A 19,231-nucleotide genomic window follows, 5' to 3' on the forward strand; every position below is an offset into this window, starting at 1 on the left:
TGCTGCATGGCGCGTTGTCTGTGGCACGGGCCCTTCCGGGCCTTGAGGTCGGCGCCGCCGTACTGCTGTACGTCACACAGAACGTCTGCGTGGCGTTGCTCCTGTATCCGCTGCTCTGTCTCCTGGCGTTCCCTCTGCTCGCGCTGTGTCCGGGGACACGCTGAGAGCCGACCGGAGTGTCGGTGGCGCTCACCGCGACTATCGGTGTCGGCGTCGCGCTGCTCTGTCCCACCCGCATCTACCGGCTCACTCCGAGACCAGATCACCGACCGCTTCACCAAAGCCCTGGAACGTCTCGGCTCGGACGAGATCTACGTCCGCATCGGCGGCATCCTCGCCCTTGAACAGATCGTTCAGGACGCCCCCGAACAGGCCGCCGCCGCACACCAAAAGCCCGACGCCCCGTCCACGGCACCCGCCTCCCTCACCGGCCCCGCCTGGTCCCCCAGGCCGGACCGGCGTTCACGAAGGCCGGCGGCTGCTACACGCCCACGTCCGGCGAGATCGTGGTGGAGGCCGGTGAGGTCAGGTCACGCGGGACGCGCCACTTGCAGCGCCTGCATCCCACTCCTCGCGGTTCAGAAACAGGTGCTCATCTTGCCGGTTCACTGCAGCCAGCCGCGGCGGGCCGCCTGAGCCGCGGCCTGGAAGCGCGTGTCGGCGCCCAGGTCGGCCATCAGCCGCTGGATGCGGCGCTGGGTGGTGCGCTGACTCCAGCCCTGGGTACGGGCGATGGCCGCGTCCGAGCAACCGGAGGCGAGGAGCCGGAACAGGGCGAGGGTGTCGGCATCGGGACTGCCGGGCCCTGCGACCTGGGACCTGGTGTCCTGAAGCGGTGTCGCGCGTTCCCACTCGCCTTCGAACAGGGCTTCCAGGGCGACGAGCATCGGTGAGCGGTGGATGAGATAGGCGGCGGAGTGGCCACCGGGCGCGAGACTGAAGGGGATTATCGCCGTTCTGTCGTCGGAGATCACCAGTTTCAGCGGCAACTCGGCGAGCACCCGCGCCTGTTCGCCGCCGCGTATGCTCGGCAGGATGTCGTCCTGGAGCCGGCCCGGCCAGTCCATCGCGGCCCGGTCGTAGATCACTCGGTGGGCGACGCCTGTGCGCTGTCGCTGACGCTGGTTCTCCAGGTTGCTTCCGGGACGGTCGACGTAGGGAGGCCGGTCGAAGGCGCGGAGTTGACGCCGGGCACCCTCACTGAGCCGCTGGACGGCCGCGCTGACGTCCTCGTGGCTGCTGAGCAGTTCCACGGCCATGTTCGGGTCGCTGATCCGGTGAGCCTCACGGTGCTTCTCGGCAAGCCGCTGCACCAGGGAACGGGCCGCGTCGAGCCGGCGCTCGCGTTCCTGGATCAGCTCCGTGACCGCCACATCGGGAGCGGCGGCGGTGAAGCGGGGCGGGCGGCCCGCGGACCTGGTGGCAAGTCCGTCCTTGACCAGAACGGACAGCAACCTGCCGACCGCGCCCACGCTCATCCCGCAGGCTCCGGCGACCTGCGAGGCGGTGCTGCGGGGCAGCCCGACCAGTGTGGTGTAGACGAGTTGTGTTTCGGCGCCGAGTCCGACGACGTCAAATTCCATTTCCACTCCGGAGGTTCCTGGCAACCAGCCGCCACCTGGCGGAAGACGGCCACAGCCGCATTCTTGCGCCCGGGTCGCTGACATTGGCATCTTCCCGTCAGGAAAAGGGGCGTTGTGCAGCGGTGACGCGCAGGCACACGTCCCTGTCGCGTGTCAGCACACCGAACAGCGGAAGGTGCCCCATGCCCCGTTCCAGACCACCGGCCGTCCGGCTCCTGCGCGCCTGCGCCGTCCTCGCCCTCACCGTCGCCGGCACAGTCGTGGCCCTTCCCGCATCCGCCGCCGCGCCCGCCTCCGCCACTCCCCCGGGCGGCACTCCCGCCACGCAGGCGTCGCCCGCACCCGACAAACAGCGGCACGGCGTCGTCCCGGGCCAGATCCTGGTCACCCTGGACCAGCAGACCTCGGTCACCGGCTCTCTCCTGCACGGGACACGCGTCGCCGCCCGGGCCCCGCGGACCAACCGCGCAGCGCTCAACGCCGAGTTCCGTGCCCTCGGTGCCACATCACTGCACCCGCTGGTCCAGGGCGACGACGCCCCACTGTCCCGTACCTACGTGCTCGCCACCGGCCGGCGCGACTCCGCCGCCGTCGCCCGCGCCCTGCGCGGCACTCAGGGGATCGCCGACGCCGAACCCGACCGGTACGTCAACACGATGAACACCGGGGCGCGGACGCTGCCTTCCGCGGCAATCGGCTCCTTCCCCGCCGCGCCCCGTACCGACTCCGCCAAAGCCGGCAAGGCAACGGCAGCGTCGCCCGCGGACACCGTGCCGGCCAACGCCGCCCTCACCACCTCCGCGCAGGCGTTCCTCAACTCCGGTGGCGTGGACGCGATCGGTGCCTTCTCCCTGCTCCAGAGCCGTTACGGCCAGCAGCCCGGCACCGGCGAGACCATCACCAACGTCTCGATAGGCGATCTCACCGACCAGTCGATGGCCGACGCCGGCGACTCGTACGTTCAGGCCAATGGCCCGACCACTGTCCTCAAGGACGGTCAGCGCTACCTCGATCTGCCGTCGATGCCGCTCATCCCCACTTATGTGGCCGAGGACTCCGGCGGTCTGGACGGCGCCGCGTCCACCGAGCAGCAGGATCCGTCTCTGGACGAGGTCCTGCTCGACTTCGGCGTCATGGCACCGCTCGCCCACGACCGGCAGCGCCCCGAGGCGACCGGCAGCGGCTACACCGACCTTCTGGGTATCGCCCCCGGGGCCGACTACCGGCTGGTCGTTCCGCAGCAGCCGACCACCGACCGGATCGCGGGCGCCCTGCTGGCCGCCGCCCACCAGTCACCCAAGCCCGATGTGATGACCGCCAGCCTCGGCTTCGGCACCGACGCCGAGGGCTACGCCGGGCGCTACCTGGAGGACGACCCGGTCATCCGCTCCGTCGTCACCTCCATCGTCCACGACGGCATCGTGGTGTCCATCTCCTCCAATGACGGCACCCGCCTGTACACCCCCGCCTCCGTCGGACCCGACGGCGGAAGCACTGCGACCGACCTCGCTTCCGACAGCCGCTCCGCCACCGACATATCCGACGACGCGGAGTCCACAACCCCGTCACGGGTACCCGACAGCGGTGCGATAGCCGCCGGCGGCAGCACCCTCGACGACACCCTGGCAGCAGGAGCACGGGGCGACGCCACCACCGCCGAGACACGGCTCAGCGGCTTCGGTACCTTCTCGTCGGGCTTCGGCAGCCGTGTCGACCTCTCGGCCCCCAGCGACAACATCCTGGCCTTCTCCCACCCGTCCCGGGGCACGGCGCAGTCGGTCAGCGTGTCCCTCAACGGCGGCACGTCCGCCTCCGCTCCCGAGATCGCCGCCGCGGCAGCCGTCGTACTGCAGGCCGGGCGGCTCGGCGGCCACCGGCTGGCTCCCGCACAGGTACGGGACATTCTGGAGAAGACGGGCCGCGCGGTCTCCACCCCGGCGCAGATCGACCGCTCACTGCACGTCGGCCCGCAGGTCGACGTGACGGCCGCGGCCGAGAGGGTGCTGGGCCGGGACTCCGGGTCCCCGTCGCTGGTGCGCCTGTCCGTCGCTCACCACGTCACCATCGGCGACCTCGGCGGCGCCTTCACGGAGACCACCGACCCCGGCCGCATCGACCTCGGCGACCGCTCCGCCGGCGGAAACGGCGAGGGCATCGTCGGCCCGGTCACCTTCGCCGGTGACACCACCGGAGTGCCGGCTGACGCCCGGTACACCCTCACTGTCGGCTCGACCGTCTTCCGCTCCGCCGATCCCGCGATACGCGTGACACCGGCGCAGCTCCTGACCGCCGCCCATCTGCCCCTCACCTCCGCCACGGACCGGCAGATCACGGTGACCTACCGGGTCCTGGTCCAGGGACGCACCCGCGCGAGCACCACCCGTACCCTTGCCATCGGTCCGACCGACGGCACCTATGCGGAGGCCACCGCCCCCAAGGCTCCCGCGACGGTCGCCGCCGGACAACCGGTCACCGTCACGTACGACCTCACCGGTGTCGCATCGACCTCCGACCCGCAACTCGTGGTGTCCACGGTCGGCCACTGGAACCCGAGCCTCGCTCCCATCTTCACCGCCGGCTGGCATCAGGCGCTGACCGCGGTGAAGGGAACGGTGACCATTCCCGCGCAGGCCTTCGCGAACGGCGGCGGCCTCTACGGCATCGGCATCGCCCAGAAGGGCTTCGGCGGCAAACCGACGTCCGTCGCGTACGGGGAGTTCGCCCCGATCCGGGTGGCCGGCGGCACGGCGGCCGACCGCCCGGCAGCTCCGGTCCTCACCGGGGCGGGCGGCATCGCCGGCCACGTCGCCGAAGTCTCCCGTGCCACCTCCGGATTCACACTCCGCTACGACGCCCGGAACGTCCGAGGGGCGCAGGCCGCCGAGGTGGAGTTCTCCGCGCCGGCCCCCACCCTGCACGGCACCTACAACACCTTCACCAACGCCAACGGCACCCGGCTCGATCACGACGGTGTGAACAGCCCCTCGGTGCTCCACCGGAAGCTGCCCGCCACCTCGGGGTCCGTACGGCTGAATGCCGCGGCGCTGGGACTCGGCAGCTCGGACAGCTACAACGTCCGGGTGCTGGCCCTCGGTCGCGACGATCAGGTCGTGGGGCAGGCGTCCCCGCTGTCGACACTGGCCTTCGACGACGGGCTCGCGCCCGACGGCTCGTGGGTGCAGAGCTTCGCCGCGGCCGGCTCCCACTCCGTGACGGCACTCGTCACCACGTCGGGCGGCACCGAGGTCCGCCACTACTCGACGGCGACCGGAGACTACGGCGACGTCATCACCTCCGACCCGGGCTCCGGTTCGTCCTACGAGGTCGTGGGAGCCACCGCGAACCGCGTACTGCTGGTCCACCGGGCCTCGGCCGGCGGCGATGTGCGGGTGGAGACCTGGAACACCGCGACGGACTCGCTCACCGGCGTCACCGTGCTGCCGGCCGCCGAGTACAGCTACGTCACCGGCCGGGTGGACGCCGTCCACGGCAGGGGTGCCCTGCTCCTGCGCGGAGCCGACAAGACGGACCTGGTCCTGCCCGTCGACCTCGGTGCGGGCAGCACCGGCGATCCGATCGCGGCCGACCCCAGCGGGGTCGCCGCCGGAACGTACACGCTGCTGACCGTCGACTCCTCCACCGGGAACGTCTTCCTGGCCAAGGCCGCCGGGCCCTACAACTGCCTCGGCGGAATCACACCGGCCAAAATCGACCTGGCCGCCCGGACCGTGACCGGCGTCGGCAGCACCTCAGCGTGCAGCCACGGCATCGCCTCCGACGGGGCCGGGTCGCTGTTCAACCTTTCCGCAGCCGTCCCCAGCATCAACATCGTCCCCACGGGCGCGCTCGGCTCGCTCGTCGAGACGACCGGTGAGGCCGGCAACGTCGTCACCCTGCGCCTGGGCAGGCCCTCGGCGCTCGCGGTCGACGGCACCCACCGGATCGCCGTGGTCTCGTACCCGACGCCGGCGGGCCAGGCGTACTTCGGCTCGGGAATGTGGGTGCCGGACAACAACGCCACCGGCCAGCTCGCCGTCGTGGATCTCACGACCGGAACGGTGATCCGTACCCTGACCGGCTTCGCCATCGGAAACCACGGCGGGGCCGAAAACGCCGTCCAGCTGGATCCCAGCACCAGGACCGGCTGGACGTACGGACCGGGCGACCAGCAGATCCAGCAGTTCAGCTACTGACCCGTCAGCTCGCCCTCGGCCCCGGGGACCGGCGCAAGATCTGCCGGCCCGGGGCACGTGGTCGTGGCCGAGTCCCCTTTGCGGACATGCTGACAGCCACGGCCTCGAAGCAGTTCGCTCTCGGCGGTGACGCCGACGGGTGAAAACGGCGTTGCCGGCTATTGAGGTTCGGGCGTGCTGACCCGGGGATTCGGCTGGTGGGTGAGTCAGCAGACCGTCATGCTGACGAGCACGAGTTCGGTGCTCGGCTTGTGGCGGGTGGCCCGTCGGGCGGCGCGGTCAGCGGGCTGGATGTCGCTGATCTTCTTGCGGCCGCGGGTGATGTCGTCCTCGAGTTGCCGGTAGCCGTCGGGCAGTTGGGCCTCGGCGGCGGCCCGCGCGGCGTCGCGGTCCTGCCCCAGGGCTTCGGCGCGGTCTACGCGGCGGGTGATGAGGGCGGCCTGGCGACGCAGGTGGAAGAGCACCTGATCGGGGTTCGGGTAGCTGTCCCGGCTGGTGTCCGGCGGGTAGACGCACAGCATGTAGCGGTACCAGTCGGCGTACAGCTCCAGGCGCAGCCCGGTGAGTTCGGCGCCCGCCCGGTCACAGGCCGCCTGTGCGACGTTCAGCGTGTTCAGCGCGGCCCCGACGGCACGCGGTAGTGCGGTCAGGTCGGCATCCGCGCCCTGGCCGGCCCGCTCGTCCGTCACCGCCCGCAGATTCCCGGACGGCACGGCCCGGAAGGTGTCGGCGTGCCGGGCCTCCAGCAGCTTCAGCCCGACGTCCAACGGGGCCGACTCCAGGTCCTCGGCGAAGGCCAGCGCCTCCAGCAGGTTCTCCAGGTCGTCAGGCACCAGGCCGACGTCGCCGAGCACGGCGCCCAGATGGGCCGCCAGTGCCTCTGTCGGGGTGTTGCCGACCCACACTCCGGTGTCGTCACCTGTGGTGTCTTGGGACTCCCCCGCTGCCGGCGCGAATGCGATCCGCCCCCAGCACACCATCCGGTCCGGTGCGGCGCCGCTGTCCGCGGCCGTCCAACGGAAGGCGGCGCGCAGCACGTCGGGCCAGCCGGTCCCGGCATCCCGTGGCGCCCCCAGCGCGACCGCCAGCACATCCTGGCCCAGGTCCTCGTACCAGCCCAGCACGTCGTAGGTCACGCCCTGCGGCGGCACCTCCCGGAATGCCGGGTCGTGCAGCCCGAACACGCTGTGGCAATGCGGATAGAACGACGCGAAGGTCGGCTCCCCGTAGCCCACCGCCGTCAGAGCCCGCAGATACCGTGCTCGTTCCGCCGGGTCGGCCGAGCCGGTCCGCCCCGCCGGCCGCCCGGCGGTCAGCGGCATCCTGCGCCCCAGCAGCCGGTACGGCAGCTGCTCGGGCTCGTCCATCTGGTCCGCGATGTACGGATAGGGCACTCCGCCCGCGTTGTCCTCGGCCAGGAAGTCGCTCTCGACCACCCACTGCTGCGCCACGGCACCGCCGGCGCTGCGGGTCACCAGCCACCGGTTGGGCACCACCGGTACCCCGCCCGCCGCGTCCGGCGACGGCAGCCGGGTCAGCGCGTCGGGCAACGACCAGTGCAGATGGACGCCCGCCTTCAGCCGGAAGCCCTGGTCCTGGAACGGCACCGACAGCAGGGTCTCGCTGACGTACGGCATGTCCGCCTGGTGGTCGTGCCCGTCGGCGGGGTCCGTGTACGGCAACCGCGTGAAGTCCGTGAAAGGCTCCTTGACCTGGCGCTCCCCCGCCAGGCACAGCGCGTCCAGATGTACCGGTACGACAAGCAGCCTGCCCAATTCGATCCCCCCAGCTCCGGCCTGCCGAAGTATGCGCACACCGCCCCGCCCGGCAACGAGGCAACAGACAGGCAGGAGAACGGCAATTCCGCGCGGGGCGCTGCCCGCTTTCCAGGGAGAAATCCTGATCAACCAATGAGGGTGTACCGCTTCCGGTCGGGGGGAGAGGCGATCATGCCCGCGGCGGGTGCGGAAGGCCCAGTGGTTGCAGAAGTCGCCGTTGCAGACGAGAGTGCAGGAACGTCTGAGGCGTCCGACCGTCGGAAGCATTTCCGCCGGTCACAGCATTTTCGTCGTTGAGGCCCCAGGCTGCGAACGTCGCTCTGCGCTCGCACCGCGAAGATCGACCCGGATTCGCTCCGGCCTGCGGACGCCGGGAGCCGTTACAGCCGCGCTGTAGCACGACCTCGAGCACGGTTGGCCGTGCCACATCGAGGTGTGTGGCGTCGTTGGTGCTGAGGCTTCGGCTCGGCCCTCTGGTGTGGCCTGACCGGCCTCCCGGTCGGGGGCGGTCGCCGCATGGTCGAGTCGGGTGCCTATGGGCAGGGCTTTCGTCCGGTGGCACCGGACAACCGGGCCCCTCGCCGAGGAGGCGGCCCCCGTGAGGCGGGCGAGGGTGGACCATCGCCCCGGACTCCGCGCGAGCCCGAGCCTCCCGATCTGCTATGCCTTCCGGGCGGCAGCTCCCCTACTGACGAGCCTGAAGGCCCCTGCCCACAGGAGACGCGGCGGCCGGTGGTGTCGGGCTCCGGATGCGTACAGAGTGGAGGTACGCGCCCCGTCGAAGGGAGCCTGTGCGATGACAGCCCCTCACGCCGCCCACGGTTCTTGGCCGGCGCGCCGCCCGATTCCGGAACGGGCGCAACGGCGTCGCACTGGACCGGCACGTGCGTGCGCGTTGCACCGCTGTGACGGAGACGCTCGGACACGGCGAACTCCTGGGCTGGTCCTGGCACTTCCCGCTGCGCCTGTGGCATCCGGGCGCCTCCCGGGTCCGTCCGCTCGACCTGTACGCCCCTATGGAAGCGGTGGCCTGACATGACCGGCGGCCCTGACGGGATGGAGACCGTACGGAGCGGCCCGCATCGCGTGCGTGACGTGATGACACCGGCCGCCGTCGCGGTGGGCCGCACGGCTGTGTTCAAGGAGATCGTCGAACGCATGGACCAGTGGAGGGTGAGCGCTCTGCCCGTGCTGGAGGGCGACGGGCGGGTGATCGGAGTGGTGTCCGAGGCCGATCTGCTGCCCAAGGAGGAGTTGTGGGACAGCGATCCGGACCCGTTCGCCCCGTCGCGTCAACTGCCCGACCTGGCGAAGGCCACGGCGGTGTCCGCCGAGGAGCTGATGAGTACGCCGGCCGTCACCGTGCACGCCGGCGCCACACTCGCGGAGGCCGCACGCATCATGGCACTGCGGCACGTCAAGCGGCTGCCGGTGGTGAACGCCGAAGGCTTGCTCGAAGGCGTGGTCAGCAGAGGGGATCTGCTGAAGGTGTTCCTGCGTCCCGACAACGATCTGGCCGACGAGATCCGGCGTGACGTCGTCGACATACTGTTTCCGGCTCCGGTGGAGCCCGTGCACATCGTGGTCACCGATGGTGTCGCGACGCTGACCGGGCGGGTCCGGGAGCCTGACCGGATACCGCTCGCCGTTCGCCTGGTGCGGGCCGTCGAGGGCGTGGTGAGCGTGGACTGCCGGATCAGGGTGGCCGAGGGGGAATGACACGGTGAGCGGGGTGCGGTTCGGTTGTGCGGCTGACACGTCCGTCTTCAATTCCCTGACCCCGCTGAGATTCAGCCTCTTCCTCCGCTGAGATTTCCCCAGCGCGGTCCGATTCGCTTCCACTCGTCGTCCCATTCGGCCATACGACGGTGGATGAGTCGTACGCGGATGCCCTTGCCGACGGCCCAGACTGTGGCACCGGCCAGAGTCGCGACGAGGGCACCGGTCAGGGCTGCCTGTACGGTGGCCGCCCTGCCGGAGACAGGTGCGCTCACCACGCGACCCGCCCGATCCGCCCAGATCTTGACGCGGGCGCCGACGGGGTCGAACGCGGGAACCATGGTCTGGCCCGTGTGAGTGGTGCCGTCCGTGTCCGTCCAGCGCACGGTGGCCCATACCCGCCCGTCATCGAATTTCCCGCTGCTGACCGGCACCTTCGCCGTGTCGTCGGTGACCACGGCGATCGCGGCGTGGACCTGCACCAGCCGTGCCGACGACGCCGAGTCACTGACCTGCGCACCCACCGTGCCCGCGAGGACCGAGCAGGCCAGGGCAAGTGCCCAGCCGGCAAGGACGATCCAACCCTCGACGACGTCGCTGTGCCGCCTGAGCGGATTACGCCGCCAGTGCCACAGCCGTATCGGCGTGACGGTTGCCGGAGGGGTCCGTGTCATGGCCGCCGCCTTCTCCCGGAGCCCGCGTCGCCCGCGCGCACTCCACGTCGACCACAAGCGGAACCGCGGGTGAGAGCTGTGCGGCGAGCGGTATCAGGGCGGTTTCGTGGACCCGCCCGGCCAGTGTGACGGCACCGTCGTGCACGTCGACCCGGATCGCCTCGGTGCACGTACCGAGGAGCCGAGCCCTTCGGGGTGCCGTGCCGGCCGAGGACCGGCAGCCGCTCGACCCACCGGCGTGCCATGAGGTGGGCAGCGTGGGCGCGGGTGGCGTCCGGCGCCACAGTGACGGCATGGGTGGTCATCAGCTCGACCACGTCGGCGTACCCCTGCCTGGGCGGCAGATCGGCCTCGGAGACGACGCCGACGACCGCTCCCGTCTCGTCCAGCGCGGGGAGGCCGCTGATGTCCTTGAAGGCCGCACCGGTGCGCAGGGCGACGACCCGGTGCGTCATCACGTCGTTCACGACGGTCGGAGCGACGTCCATGCCGTCCTCCAAGGGTTCGATTGCCGTGACGGGGCACCTTCAGGCTGCGGCCTCTGACCTGTCGGGTCTTGGGCCTAGTGGCCCCGACCCACTGCCCGGTCGACCCCACTGCCGACCGAACCCGTCTACTCCGTCGGCAGTGGGACGTGCCATTCCAGCGTGACGCCACCGCCGTCCGGACGTACGATCTCCAGCTCCCCGCCGAGCTGCTCCGCACGCTCGGCCATGTTCCGCAGCCCGCTTCGGCGGCCGTCGGACGGAATTCCCACGCCGTCGTCCCAGACCGTCAGACGTATCTCGCGGCCGTCGGTGGTCAGCTCGACCCCGGCCAGGCAGGCGTGAGCATGTCGGGCGATGTTGGTCAGAGCCTCGGAGAGCACGGCCACGACGTGGTCGCCGATCTCGCGGGGCACGTCGGTGTCCAGCGGGCCCTCCATGCGCATGCTGGGCGCGAAGCCCAGGACCGGTGCCGCCTGGCCGATCGTCTGGACGGTTCTTGCGCGCAGCCCGCCGCCGGCTACGTCGCCACGAGCCCGGAGGCCGAAGATCGACGATCTGATGATCTCGTCCAGGTCGTCGACGGCCCGCAGAACCCGCTCGGACGCCTCCGGCTGTTCGATGAAGCGCTCGGCACTCTGCAGGGTCATCCCGGTGGCGAAAAGCCGCTGGATGGCCAGGTCGTGCAGATCCCGGGCGATCCGGTCGCGATCTTGAAGCACCGCGACCAGCTGGGCGTCCTGTCGTCGCCCGGCCAGCTCCATCGCGATCGCGGCCTGAGCGGCGAAGCCCTGCAGCATCTCGGTCTCCTTGTGGGAGTAGACCGGTCGCCCGGCTTCGCGGGCCAGCAGCACCACTCCTCGTACCCCGCCCCCGCCGGTGCCGATGGGGACGGCCACGGCGGGGCCGAGCCCGTGGAAGCGCGGGGGCTCGGGAGAGACCCGGGCGTCGTGGGTGACGTCGTCGCTGGCGACCGGCGCGACGGCGGAGAACGCCAGCCCCATCAAAGATCCGCGCAGGGGCAGGACCAGTCCCCGGTGCGCGTCCGCGTCCAGTCCCACGGCGATCTCGACGCCCAGTGACGTACTGCCCTCCACGGGCAGTGCGACCGCTGCCAGGACGGAGCCGGAGATCTCCTGTGCGCGTTCGGCGATCAGGTGCAGGGCCTCGGCACGACCGCTGCCGGACATCAGACTGTGGGTGATCTCCGCGTTCGCCCGAAGCCACCGCTCCCGCAGCCGGGAGTCCTCGTAGAGACGGGCGTTGTCGATCGCCACGCCGGCCGCCACGGCCAACGTGGACAGCACCGCCTCGTCCTCCTCGTCGAACTGCAGTCCACCGCGCTTCTCGGTCAGGTAGAGGTTGCCGAAGACCTGGTCCCGGACCCGGATCGGCACGCCCAGGAAGCTGTTCATCGGCGGATGGCCGTCCGGGAAGCCGTAGGAGGCGGGGTGCTGGGAGAGCTTCTCCAGACGCAGGGGTTGCGGGTTGCGGATCAGCTCGCCGAGGATGCCGTGGCCTTCGGGCAGCGGTCCGATCTCGGCGACCTGCTTCTCGGTGATACCGACGGTGTGGAACGCCGACAGGGTGCCGCCGTCGGGTCCGATGACGCCGAGGGCCGCGTATTCGGCGTCCACCAGGGTCGCGGCCGCCTTGACGATGGAGCGCAGGGCCTGCCCCAGGTCCAGCTCGCGACCGACGGAAAGCAGCGCCTCCAGGAGACTCTGCATGCGGTCCCGGGTGCCCCGGGCAGCGTCCAGCCTGGCCTGCAGCTCCTCCAGCAACTCGTCCAGCTTCAGCTGGGGCAGCAGGACGCGGAGCTCGTCGGGAGTCTCCACCGTGCTCCTCCTCGGTCCCGGCGCACGGGCCCGGCATCCACGGATCGCCTCCACGGTATCCCTCCTGGGCGCAGGACGGCACGCCGAAGAGAGTCGGCCGCCCTGCGGGGACGGGCCCGTGTTCCGAGCGCGCGGGTGCCGCTCGGCCGGGTGTGCAACCCCGCGCGAGCGGGAAGTCGCTCGAAACGCGTGCCCCGGGGATTGCTCGTGGAGAATCGGTCCGGTCTGCACCGGATCTCCGCCGGGGAAGGCCGTGCGCCCCGGCGCGAGCGGAACACTGTCCGACAGGACGACCCGGATCGGCCGAGCGTGCTGCGCCGTGCACGGGACGGTCAGGGCGCATGAGACTCGCCCCTCCCCGGCGGCCATGATCGGGGCCGGGTGTCCCCGTCGAGAGCCGGTCGGCCCACTCCGCATCGAGCGGACGCCGCCGCACGCTGTAGGTGCCGCGGGTGTGCTCTGCGCCATGCGGAAGGCCGGAAGGTGAGGCGAGGTTCATGGACGAGACGCTGTCCCTCGGACGGATCGCCGGTGTCCGGGTCGGTCTGCACTGGAGCGTCCTGGTCATCGTCGCACTGATCACCATGGCGCTGGCGCACGGCCGCTTCCCGGCCGCCCGCCCCGGCCACTCCCCCGCCACGTACTGGGGGCTCGCCGTACTGACCGCCGTCGTGTTCCTCTTCTCGTTGCTCGCGCACGAGTTGGCGCACGCCGTGGTCGCCCGGCGCAACGGCGTCGAGGTGGAGGGCATCACGCTGTGGATGCTGGGCGGCGCGGCCCGGCTGCGCGGCGAGGCCCCGTCGCCGGGCGCCGAGCTGCGGATCGCCGGAGTGGGCCCCCTCACCAGCCTGCTGGCCGGGGGCGTGCTGGCCGGTGCCGCCGTGGGACTGGACGCGCTGCACGTGTCCGGGCTGGTCGTCGAGGCGGTCGCCTGGCTGGGCGCGATCAACATCCTGCTGGCCGTCTTCAACGTGCTTCCCGCAGCCCCGCTGGACGGGGGCCGACTGCTGCGGGTGTACCTGTGGCATCGCACCGGTGACCGGCTGCGTGCCACCCGGGGTGCCTCGGCGGCGGGCCGGGCGCTGGGCTGGTTCCTGGTCCTGGCCGGTTTCGCGGACGTGCTGTTCGCCGGTGATCTGTCCGGCCTGTGGCCCGCGCTCATCGGCTGGTTCCTCATCGCCGCCGCCACGGCGGAGTCCCGGCAGGCGCAGATCCAGGGCGTCCTGGACGGCGTTCCCGTCCGTCGCGTCATGACACCGGCCCCGGTCACCGTCGCCGCAACGGTGAGCCTCTCCGACTTCCTGGCCGAGGGCCCCTTCGGCCCCTACCGTCATTCGGCTTTCCCGGTGCTGGCCGCGGACGGTTCGGTCACCGGCCTGCTCACCGTGCGCCGGGTGCAGGCCGTACCACCGCAGGCGCGTGACCACACGACGGTCCGCGAGGTGATGCGCCCCCTCGGCGAAGTCGTGACAACCGCCCCGGACGAGCCGGTTCTCGACGTACTGCCCCGGCTGCAGGACAGCCCCGTGCGGCGCGCCCTGGTCCTCGACCAGGGCCGTCTCGTCGGCATCCTCACCGTCGCCGACATCACCCGTGCCCTGACGTGGCCGACCACCCCGGAAGGTCCTCAGCACCAGCACCCGGAACTGTCGAAGGACCAGCGATGACCAGCACGAGCTGTCCGGCGGTCCCATTCGTTCCCCTGCCGGCCGGACGCGTGGAGGTGACGCACTTCGGGCACCAGGCACTCACGGCGGCGGTGCGGGGCCACACCCTCGTCACCGATCAGCCCCTTGAAGCAGGGGCGACGGCATCGGCCCCCACGCCGGTGGCACTGTTCGTCGTCTCGCTCGCCACCTGCATCGCTCGTTACGCGCGAGGTTTCCTGGAGCGTCACCGTCTCGACGTCGAACGTCTTGGTGTGACGGCGGTGTTCACCATGGCGGACGACCGGCCGGCCCGCGTGGCGTCGGTACGACTGCGCGTGACGGTGCCGCCCGGTCTCGGCGAGGCCGAGCTCAGCGCGCTGGGCGCCGTGGTCGACCACTGCACAATCCACCACACGCTGCGGCAATCGCCGCAGGTCACCGTGGAGGTCGACGGAACGACGGTTCCGTCGACCGTCGGTGCGCCTCCCTGCTGAGGTTTCGGATGCACCGACGACGAGAGCACAGTCCATCGGCTCCCCTGTCGTACTCGCCGTAGTCGAGATGCCTCAGGAGTCGTGCGCGACCACCACGGCGACAGGCGCGACAACGTGATGCAGAACAACATGGGTGACATGCCCGATGTGGGTACCGAGAGGACCGGTGCGGATCCGACGGCCCACAACGGCCAGGGACTACGGGCCGGGCCGCGTGAGCGATGACGTTCAGTCCGACCGAGCAGACGAAGAACCCGCCGAGGCCGCCGAGGCCGTGTGAGCCCAGCGCCAGCAGCTCCGCCGTGTCCGCCGCCCCGGCCAGGGCGGTGGCCGGGTCGCCGGTGACCCGATCGGTGATCACCTCCACGCCGGGGTGGCTCATCCGGAGTTCGGCCACTGCCTGGGCGAAGTCCCGTGCGGACCGGTCGTGCTTCGTCTCCGGGCCGGACCACCGTGCCCGCGTCCCGGACACCGGCTCGCAGACATGGAGCATCTGCAGGGGCAGGGGCAGCCTCGCCTCACGGGCCGCCCAGTCGGCGGCGGCGCGGCTTGCCCGCGAGGTGTCGACTCCCACGGTGACGGTGCGGGTCACGGTGTCCGCCTTCCTGAGCGGGAGTCAGGCGGTGGTGAGGAGGTTCTTCACGTCGATCACGTCGGCGATCGCCTCGGTCTCGGCCACCAGCCGGTCACGGGTCGCCACCGGGACCCGTCCCGCCAGTTCCACGATGCCGTCGTGCACGGTCACCTCGACGGTCGTGCGGTCGCCCGGGGCGCAGACGGTGCGGATCCTGTTCTCGACCTCCGCCCGTATCCCGGCGTCGTCCCTGATCAGGGTCTGCAGCAGCACGTCGCGGCCGACGGCACCGACCAGCCGGCCCTCGCGGTCGGTGACCGGGATCCGCTTCAGCCGGGACAACGCGGCGAGCCAGGCGGCCTCCGCGACGGTGGCACCCGGCAGCACGGTGATCGCGGGACTGGTCATCAGGTCGGCCGCCGTCTCGCCCTGGGCCTTGTCGTGCAGCCGCCGCTCCCGCAGCCTGCCGACCGGCCCGGGACGGTGGCCGGAAGCCTCGACGGCCACCTTCGCCAGCAGGTCCGACTCGGAGACGACGCCCACCACGCGGTCCTCCGCGTCCACGACCGGCAGCGCACCGACGTGCTCGCGCGCGAGCAGCCGCGCGATCTCCCGGTACGGCAGGTCGTCACGCAGCCAGGCAGCGGGCACGTCCATCACGTCCCGCACCAACGGCGTGCCGGAGCCGGTCGCCGGCCCTGGGGACGCATTGACCGGAGCGGCCGGCGGCTGTTTCTCCGGCCCGGCGTGTTCGGCCGCCGCGGCGGCCACGACGCCCAGGTAGCGCACCAGCATGTCCTGGCGCCCGCCTTCGCCGGGACTCCAGGGCCGGGAGGGCGTGGACCGCCGTGCCTCGGTCCCTGTGGAGAAGTTCTCGTGCTGATTCACGGTGGCCTCCTCAGTCCGTCGGGTTGCCTACCGTTCCAGTCTTGTGCTCCGCCGTCGGCCGTCCAGAGCCGAACGGCCCTGATGGAACGGCATGGCGGCCCTATCCAGTGCGGGCGCGGGCGAGGACGGTGACACTGGAGGAGCAGCCGACCGGCAGGAGGCCGGGACATGAGCCTGCGGGACTTCCTGGAGCGGTTCCGTCCGACCGGGACGCCGGGGGCGGCCGTAACCGGCGTGCCCCCCGACCGGACGGCGGAACGCACCGCGGAACTGGCGCCTGCCCTGGCCCGGCTGACGGCTGTACAGCAGGAGGCTGCCCGGATCCGGGCGGCTGGGCAGGAGACCGCCGAGACGATCCGGCGGAACGCCGGACGAGAGGCCGAGGGCATCGTGGCGGCCGCCCGGGAGCAGGCTCCCGAGGTACGGCGTCAGGCTGCCGAGCCCGTCGTAAGGGACGCGCTGCGGGAGGCGGATGCCGTGCGCGCCGCCGGTGACCGGGCCGCGGACGCGGTGCGCGAGCGGGGTCGGGCGGGGCTGCCCTCGTTGGTGGATGACACGGTGGCACAGGCACTGCGGCCGGCGGCCGGGACGGACGCGGCGCCGTGAGCGCCGGGTGGGTGGCCGGAGCGGTCCGGGCCCGGGCCCTGGCCGTCCGGTGTCCGGGTGCTTCCGGGGCGCGGGAGATCGCGGCGTGCCCGTCGCTCGACGAGGCGCTGCGGCGGCTCGGCGGGACGTCGTACGTCAGGTACACGCGGGAGGCGGCCGGGCTGTCCGAGGCGCAACGCGCGGTGTCCGCGACGCTGTTGTGGCATCTGAGGGTGCTGGCGGGCTGGCTGCCGCGGGGTGGGGCCCGGCTGCTCGTTCCGCTCGTCTCGGGGTTCGAGGTCGCCAACGTGGTCGCCCGGCTGTCCCCCGGACACCCCGAGCGGCAGGGCCACGTCCCGCCGTACCGGCTCGGAGCGCTGGAGACGGCCTGGCGGCGCCTTGACCGGGCGGTGACCCCGGCGGAACTGCGTGCCGCGCTCGCCGCGTCCGCGTGGGGCGATCCGGGCGGCGACACGCCGTGGGCGCTGGTCACGGGCATGCGGATGGCCGCCGCGCGGCGCACTGCCCTGACAGTGCCGCAGGCGCGTGACTGGGCGGTAGCACGCGCGGCCCTGCTGACGGCGCGTGAACTGTTCGTGCACGGCCGTTCCCTGCCGGCGCCGGTACTGCGGGACGCGGCCCGGCTGCTCGGGGGACGGGCGCCGGCCGCCGCCTCGTACCAGGAGTTCCGCGCCGGTCTTCCGGCGTCGGCCCGGCGGCTCCTGGCGGACGTCGAGGAGCCGGCGGGGCTGTGGCGGGCGGAGGCCGGCTGGTGGCGCACGGTGCGGGACGACGGGGCGGCTCTCCTGCGCGACGGCCGGCACGGGCCGGGCGTGGTCGTCGGCGCGGTCGCGGTGCTCTCCGTGGACGCCTGGCGGGTGCGGGCCGCCCTGGAGTCGGCGGCCCGGGGAGGGCGGCCCGGGGAGGCGTTCGATGCCCTGGCCTGAGGGGATGACACCGGTCCGGATGCGCCGTGTGGCGGTGGTGGTGCCGCGGGCGGCGCTGCGGGACGCGCTGGTGCGGATCGCCGAAGCAGGTTGTGTGGAGCTGGACCGTGTCGAGGAGACGGCCCCGGGGCCCGCGGCGCTGCGGCTGCGGCGGCTTCAGGGGCGGGGTGGACCGGAGGGCGCCGGGCGGGCCGTCCTGGCCGTGGCGGCACCCGACCTGGACCGGCTCGAAGACCGGCGGGAGACGAGCCTGCTGGCCGGGGAGGCCGAACTGGAGGAACGCGCGGGGGGCGCCGTGCGGCAGGGGGAGGTGTCGGCGCTCGCCGGGTGGTGTCCGGCGGGCGAGGTGCCCCGGGTCTCCGGGCGGCTCGCGGCGGCGGGCGGCGCGCTGCTGCCGCTGCCGTCTCCGCGCGGCACCGATCCGCCGACGCTGCTGCGAACCGCCGGGGAGGTCTCGTTCACGCCTCTGGTGACGACGTACGGCACACCGTCGTACGCGGACCTCGACCCGTCGTGGCCGGCGGGCCTCGCCTATGTCGTGATGTTCGGGATCATGTTCGGTGACGTCGGGCACGGGGCCCTGCTGGTTTTCGGCGCACTGGCCCTGCGCTTCGGACGGCCCCAGCGGCTCACCCCGCTGCACCGCCTGTGGCCGTTCCTCGCGGGCGCCGGGCTGGCCGCGATGCTGGCGGGCGCCGCCTACGGGGAGTTCTTCGGGCCGACCGGCGTGCTGCCGGTGTTGTGGCTGGCGCCGCTGGAGAGCCCGGCCCGGCTGCTGGCGGCGGCGGTGGTCTTCGGAGCCGGGCTGCTGGCGCTCGCGCATGCCGCGGGCGCGGTGAACCGGATGCGGGAGGGCGGCTGGGCGGCTGGGCTGTACGCGGCGTCCGGGGTCGCCGGGCTGCTGTTCTACCTGGGGCTCGCGCTGGCAGCGGCAGGGCTCGTCCTGCACGTGCCGTCGGCCGCCGTGGCCGGAGCCTCGCTCGCGTCCGCCGGGCTGGCGCTGGTGGCTCTGGGGCTGTTCCGGGCCACGGCGGGCGGCGGCGCGGGGCTCGCGGAGACCGGGGTACGGCTCCTCGACATCGTCGTACGCACCGGCACCAACACCCTGTCCTTCGCCCGGCTCGCGGCCTTCGGCCTCACCCACGCCGCGCTCGCCGACCTGGTGTGGCGCGGCACCACGGGCCTGGCGGCACGCGGTCCGGCCTGGTGGGCGGGCGCCGTCCTGCTGTTCGCCGTCGGGACGGCCCTCTCCTTCGGTCTGGAGGCCCTGGTGGCCGGGGTGCAGGCCCTGCGGCTGGAGTTCTACGAGATCTTCTCCCGGCTCTTCGAGACGGAGGGCCGTCCGTTCCGTCCCTGGCACGTTCCTCCGGCGGAACCTGCCGACGCGCTCCTACGAAGGTGATCACATGCTCGCCTGGCTGATCGTGCTGCCGGTCCTGGCGGCCGTGCTCGGTGCCGTACGGCTGCTGCGGCAGCGCCGGACCAGACACGCGTTCCGCTGGCTTCTGGCGACCGACCTGGTTCTGCTGGCGGGCGCGTGCGCCGTCCTGGCCACCGCGCTCTCGGGCCCGGCACAGGCCTCGGCGCAGGGTGCGGCCGGGGGTGGTGGGGTCAACGGCTCCGCCCTGATCGGGGCGGCCATCGCGGTGGCGGGCGCCTCGATCGGCGCCGCCATCGCCGTCGCCTACACGGGGGCCGCCGCGCTCGCCGCGCTGAGCGAGCGCCCGGAGATGTTCGGCCGGGCCATGGTGATCGTGGGGCTGGCGGAGGGCATCGCGGTGTACGGGCTGGTGGTCGCGATCCTGTTGATCGGAAAGGCGTGAC

At 72.2% G+C, this 19,231-nt stretch carries 17 protein-coding genes; 10 read left to right on the plus strand and 7 right to left on the minus strand.

Annotated features, from left to right (window positions below):
- Positions 1-20 precede the first annotated feature (20 nt).
- On the plus strand, positions 21-164 hold the full coding sequence (locus tag ACIRR9_RS47400; protein WP_403765540.1) for a hypothetical protein: 144 nt from the start codon (positions 21-23) through the stop codon (positions 162-164).
- A gap of 441 nt (positions 165-605) precedes the next feature.
- Here ACIRR9_RS47400 and ACIRR9_RS47405 read toward each other — a convergent pair whose 3' ends face one another.
- On the minus strand, positions 606-1,583 hold the full coding sequence (locus tag ACIRR9_RS47405; protein WP_403765543.1) for a TrmB family transcriptional regulator: 978 nt from the start codon (positions 1,581-1,583) through the stop codon (positions 606-608).
- A 182-nt stretch (positions 1,584-1,765) separates the two neighbouring features.
- Here ACIRR9_RS47405 and ACIRR9_RS47410 point away from each other — a divergent pair, with 182 nt between their 5' ends.
- Positions 1,766-5,776, plus strand: coding sequence for a hypothetical protein (locus ACIRR9_RS47410; RefSeq protein ID WP_403765546.1), 4,011 nt, complete (start codon positions 1,766-1,768; stop codon positions 5,774-5,776).
- 206 nt (positions 5,777-5,982) lie between these two features.
- Here the strand turns inward: ACIRR9_RS47410 and ACIRR9_RS47415 are convergent, their stop codons facing one another.
- Complete coding sequence (locus ACIRR9_RS47415; protein WP_403765548.1) at positions 5,983-7,551, minus strand: hypothetical protein; 1,569 nt, start codon at positions 7,549-7,551, stop codon at positions 5,983-5,985.
- Between the two features lie 908 nt (positions 7,552-8,459).
- On the opposite strand from ACIRR9_RS47415, the gene ACIRR9_RS47420 reads away from it, so the two are divergent.
- The gene (locus tag ACIRR9_RS47420) at positions 8,460-8,588 is read left to right on the plus strand and encodes a hypothetical protein (protein WP_403765551.1); all 129 of its coding nucleotides are present in this window, start codon (positions 8,460-8,462) and stop codon (positions 8,586-8,588) included.
- Between the two features lies 1 nt (position 8,589).
- Complete coding sequence (locus ACIRR9_RS47425) at positions 8,590-9,273, plus strand: CBS domain-containing protein (protein ID WP_403765554.1); 684 nt, start codon at positions 8,590-8,592, stop codon at positions 9,271-9,273.
- Between the two features lie 71 nt (positions 9,274-9,344).
- Here ACIRR9_RS47425 and ACIRR9_RS47430 read toward each other — a convergent pair whose 3' ends face one another.
- The 3 genes from ACIRR9_RS47430 to ACIRR9_RS47440 form a co-directional block, all read right to left on the minus strand.
- Positions 9,345-9,947: a hypothetical protein gene (locus ACIRR9_RS47430; RefSeq protein WP_403765557.1), complete on the minus strand. Its 603-nt coding sequence runs from the start codon at positions 9,945-9,947 to the stop codon at positions 9,345-9,347.
- Positions 9,944-10,435, minus strand: coding sequence for a CBS domain-containing protein (locus ACIRR9_RS47435; protein WP_403765559.1), 492 nt, complete (start codon positions 10,433-10,435; stop codon positions 9,944-9,946). Before ACIRR9_RS47435 ends, ACIRR9_RS47430 begins: the two co-directional genes overlap by 4 nt.
- Positions 10,436-10,560: 125 nt before the next feature.
- Positions 10,561-12,270, minus strand: coding sequence for a GAF domain-containing protein (locus ACIRR9_RS47440; RefSeq protein ID WP_403765562.1), 1,710 nt, complete (start codon positions 12,268-12,270; stop codon positions 10,561-10,563).
- A 497-nt stretch (positions 12,271-12,767) separates the two neighbouring features.
- Between ACIRR9_RS47440 and ACIRR9_RS47445 the strand changes: the two genes are divergently transcribed.
- Both ACIRR9_RS47445 and ACIRR9_RS47450 read left to right on the plus strand, forming a co-directional pair.
- Positions 12,768-13,937 carry a site-2 protease family protein gene (locus ACIRR9_RS47445; protein WP_403765565.1) on the plus strand — a complete coding sequence of 390 codons (1,170 nt, stop codon included), beginning with the start codon at positions 12,768-12,770 and terminating at the stop codon, positions 13,935-13,937.
- Positions 13,934-14,413 carry an OsmC family protein gene (locus tag ACIRR9_RS47450; RefSeq protein WP_403765568.1) on the plus strand — a complete coding sequence of 160 codons (480 nt, stop codon included), beginning with the start codon at positions 13,934-13,936 and terminating at the stop codon, positions 14,411-14,413. Before ACIRR9_RS47445 ends, ACIRR9_RS47450 begins: the two co-directional genes overlap by 4 nt.
- Here ACIRR9_RS47450 and ACIRR9_RS47455 read toward each other — a convergent pair.
- Positions 14,355-15,005, minus strand: a complete 651-nt coding sequence (locus ACIRR9_RS47455; protein ID WP_403765571.1) for a universal stress protein — start codon at positions 15,003-15,005, stop codon at positions 14,355-14,357. The genes ACIRR9_RS47450 and ACIRR9_RS47455 overlap by 59 nt on opposite strands.
- 24 nt (positions 15,006-15,029) lie before the next feature.
- A complete protein-coding gene (locus ACIRR9_RS47460) occupies positions 15,030-15,875 on the minus strand; it encodes a CBS domain-containing protein (RefSeq protein WP_403765574.1) in 846 nt (281 codons plus the stop codon).
- A gap of 168 nt (positions 15,876-16,043) precedes the next feature.
- Here ACIRR9_RS47460 and ACIRR9_RS47465 point away from each other — a divergent pair, with 168 nt between their 5' ends.
- Genes ACIRR9_RS47465 through ACIRR9_RS47480 form a run of 4 tightly spaced genes read left to right on the plus strand, consistent with a single transcriptional unit; the run spans position 16,044 to position 19,230 of the window.
- Complete coding sequence (locus ACIRR9_RS47465) at positions 16,044-16,481, plus strand: hypothetical protein (RefSeq protein ID WP_403765577.1); 438 nt, start codon at positions 16,044-16,046, stop codon at positions 16,479-16,481.
- A complete protein-coding gene (locus ACIRR9_RS47470; RefSeq protein WP_403765580.1) occupies positions 16,478-17,407 on the plus strand; it encodes a hypothetical protein in 930 nt (309 codons plus the stop codon). Before ACIRR9_RS47465 ends, ACIRR9_RS47470 begins: the two co-directional genes overlap by 4 nt.
- A complete protein-coding gene (locus tag ACIRR9_RS47475) occupies positions 17,394-18,809 on the plus strand; it encodes a V-type ATPase 116kDa subunit family protein (RefSeq protein ID WP_403765583.1) in 1,416 nt (471 codons plus the stop codon). Before ACIRR9_RS47470 ends, ACIRR9_RS47475 begins: the two co-directional genes overlap by 14 nt.
- A 4-nt stretch (positions 18,810-18,813) precedes the next feature.
- Positions 18,814-19,230, plus strand: coding sequence for an ATP synthase subunit C (locus ACIRR9_RS47480; RefSeq protein ID WP_403765586.1), 417 nt, complete (start codon positions 18,814-18,816; stop codon positions 19,228-19,230).
- Position 19,231 lies beyond the last annotated feature (1 nt).

It is taken from the genome of Streptomyces sp. NPDC101234, from assembly GCF_044767525.1.
GTDB classification, from domain to species: domain Bacteria; phylum Actinomycetota; class Actinomycetes; order Streptomycetales; family Streptomycetaceae; genus Streptomyces; species Streptomyces sasae.

Bases quoted from the DNA above. Each gene is read 5' to 3' on its own strand.
- ACIRR9_RS47410 (WP_403765546.1), top strand. From the start codon at position 1,766: ATGCCCCGTTCCAGACCACCGGCCGTCCGGCTCCTGCGCGCCTGCGCC.
- ACIRR9_RS47445 (WP_403765565.1), top strand. From the start codon at position 12,768: ATGGACGAGACGCTGTCCCTCGGACGGATCGCCGGTGTCCGGGTCGGT.
- ACIRR9_RS47430 (WP_403765557.1), bottom strand. From the start codon at position 9,947: ATGACACGGACCCCTCCGGCAACCGTCACGCCGATACGGCTGTGGCAC.
- ACIRR9_RS47465 (WP_403765577.1), top strand. From the start codon at position 16,044: ATGAGCCTGCGGGACTTCCTGGAGCGGTTCCGTCCGACCGGGACGCCG.
- ACIRR9_RS47405 (WP_403765543.1), bottom strand. From the start codon at position 1,583: ATGGAATTTGACGTCGTCGGACTCGGCGCCGAAACACAACTCGTCTAC.
- ACIRR9_RS47475 (WP_403765583.1), top strand. From the start codon at position 17,394: ATGCCCTGGCCTGAGGGGATGACACCGGTCCGGATGCGCCGTGTGGCG.
- ACIRR9_RS47450 (WP_403765568.1), top strand. From the start codon at position 13,934: ATGACCAGCACGAGCTGTCCGGCGGTCCCATTCGTTCCCCTGCCGGCC.
- ACIRR9_RS47480 (WP_403765586.1), top strand. From the start codon at position 18,814: ATGCTCGCCTGGCTGATCGTGCTGCCGGTCCTGGCGGCCGTGCTCGGT.
- ACIRR9_RS47425 (WP_403765554.1), top strand. From the start codon at position 8,590: ATGACCGGCGGCCCTGACGGGATGGAGACCGTACGGAGCGGCCCGCAT.
- ACIRR9_RS47435 (WP_403765559.1), bottom strand. From the start codon at position 10,435: ATGGACGTCGCTCCGACCGTCGTGAACGACGTGATGACGCACCGGGTC.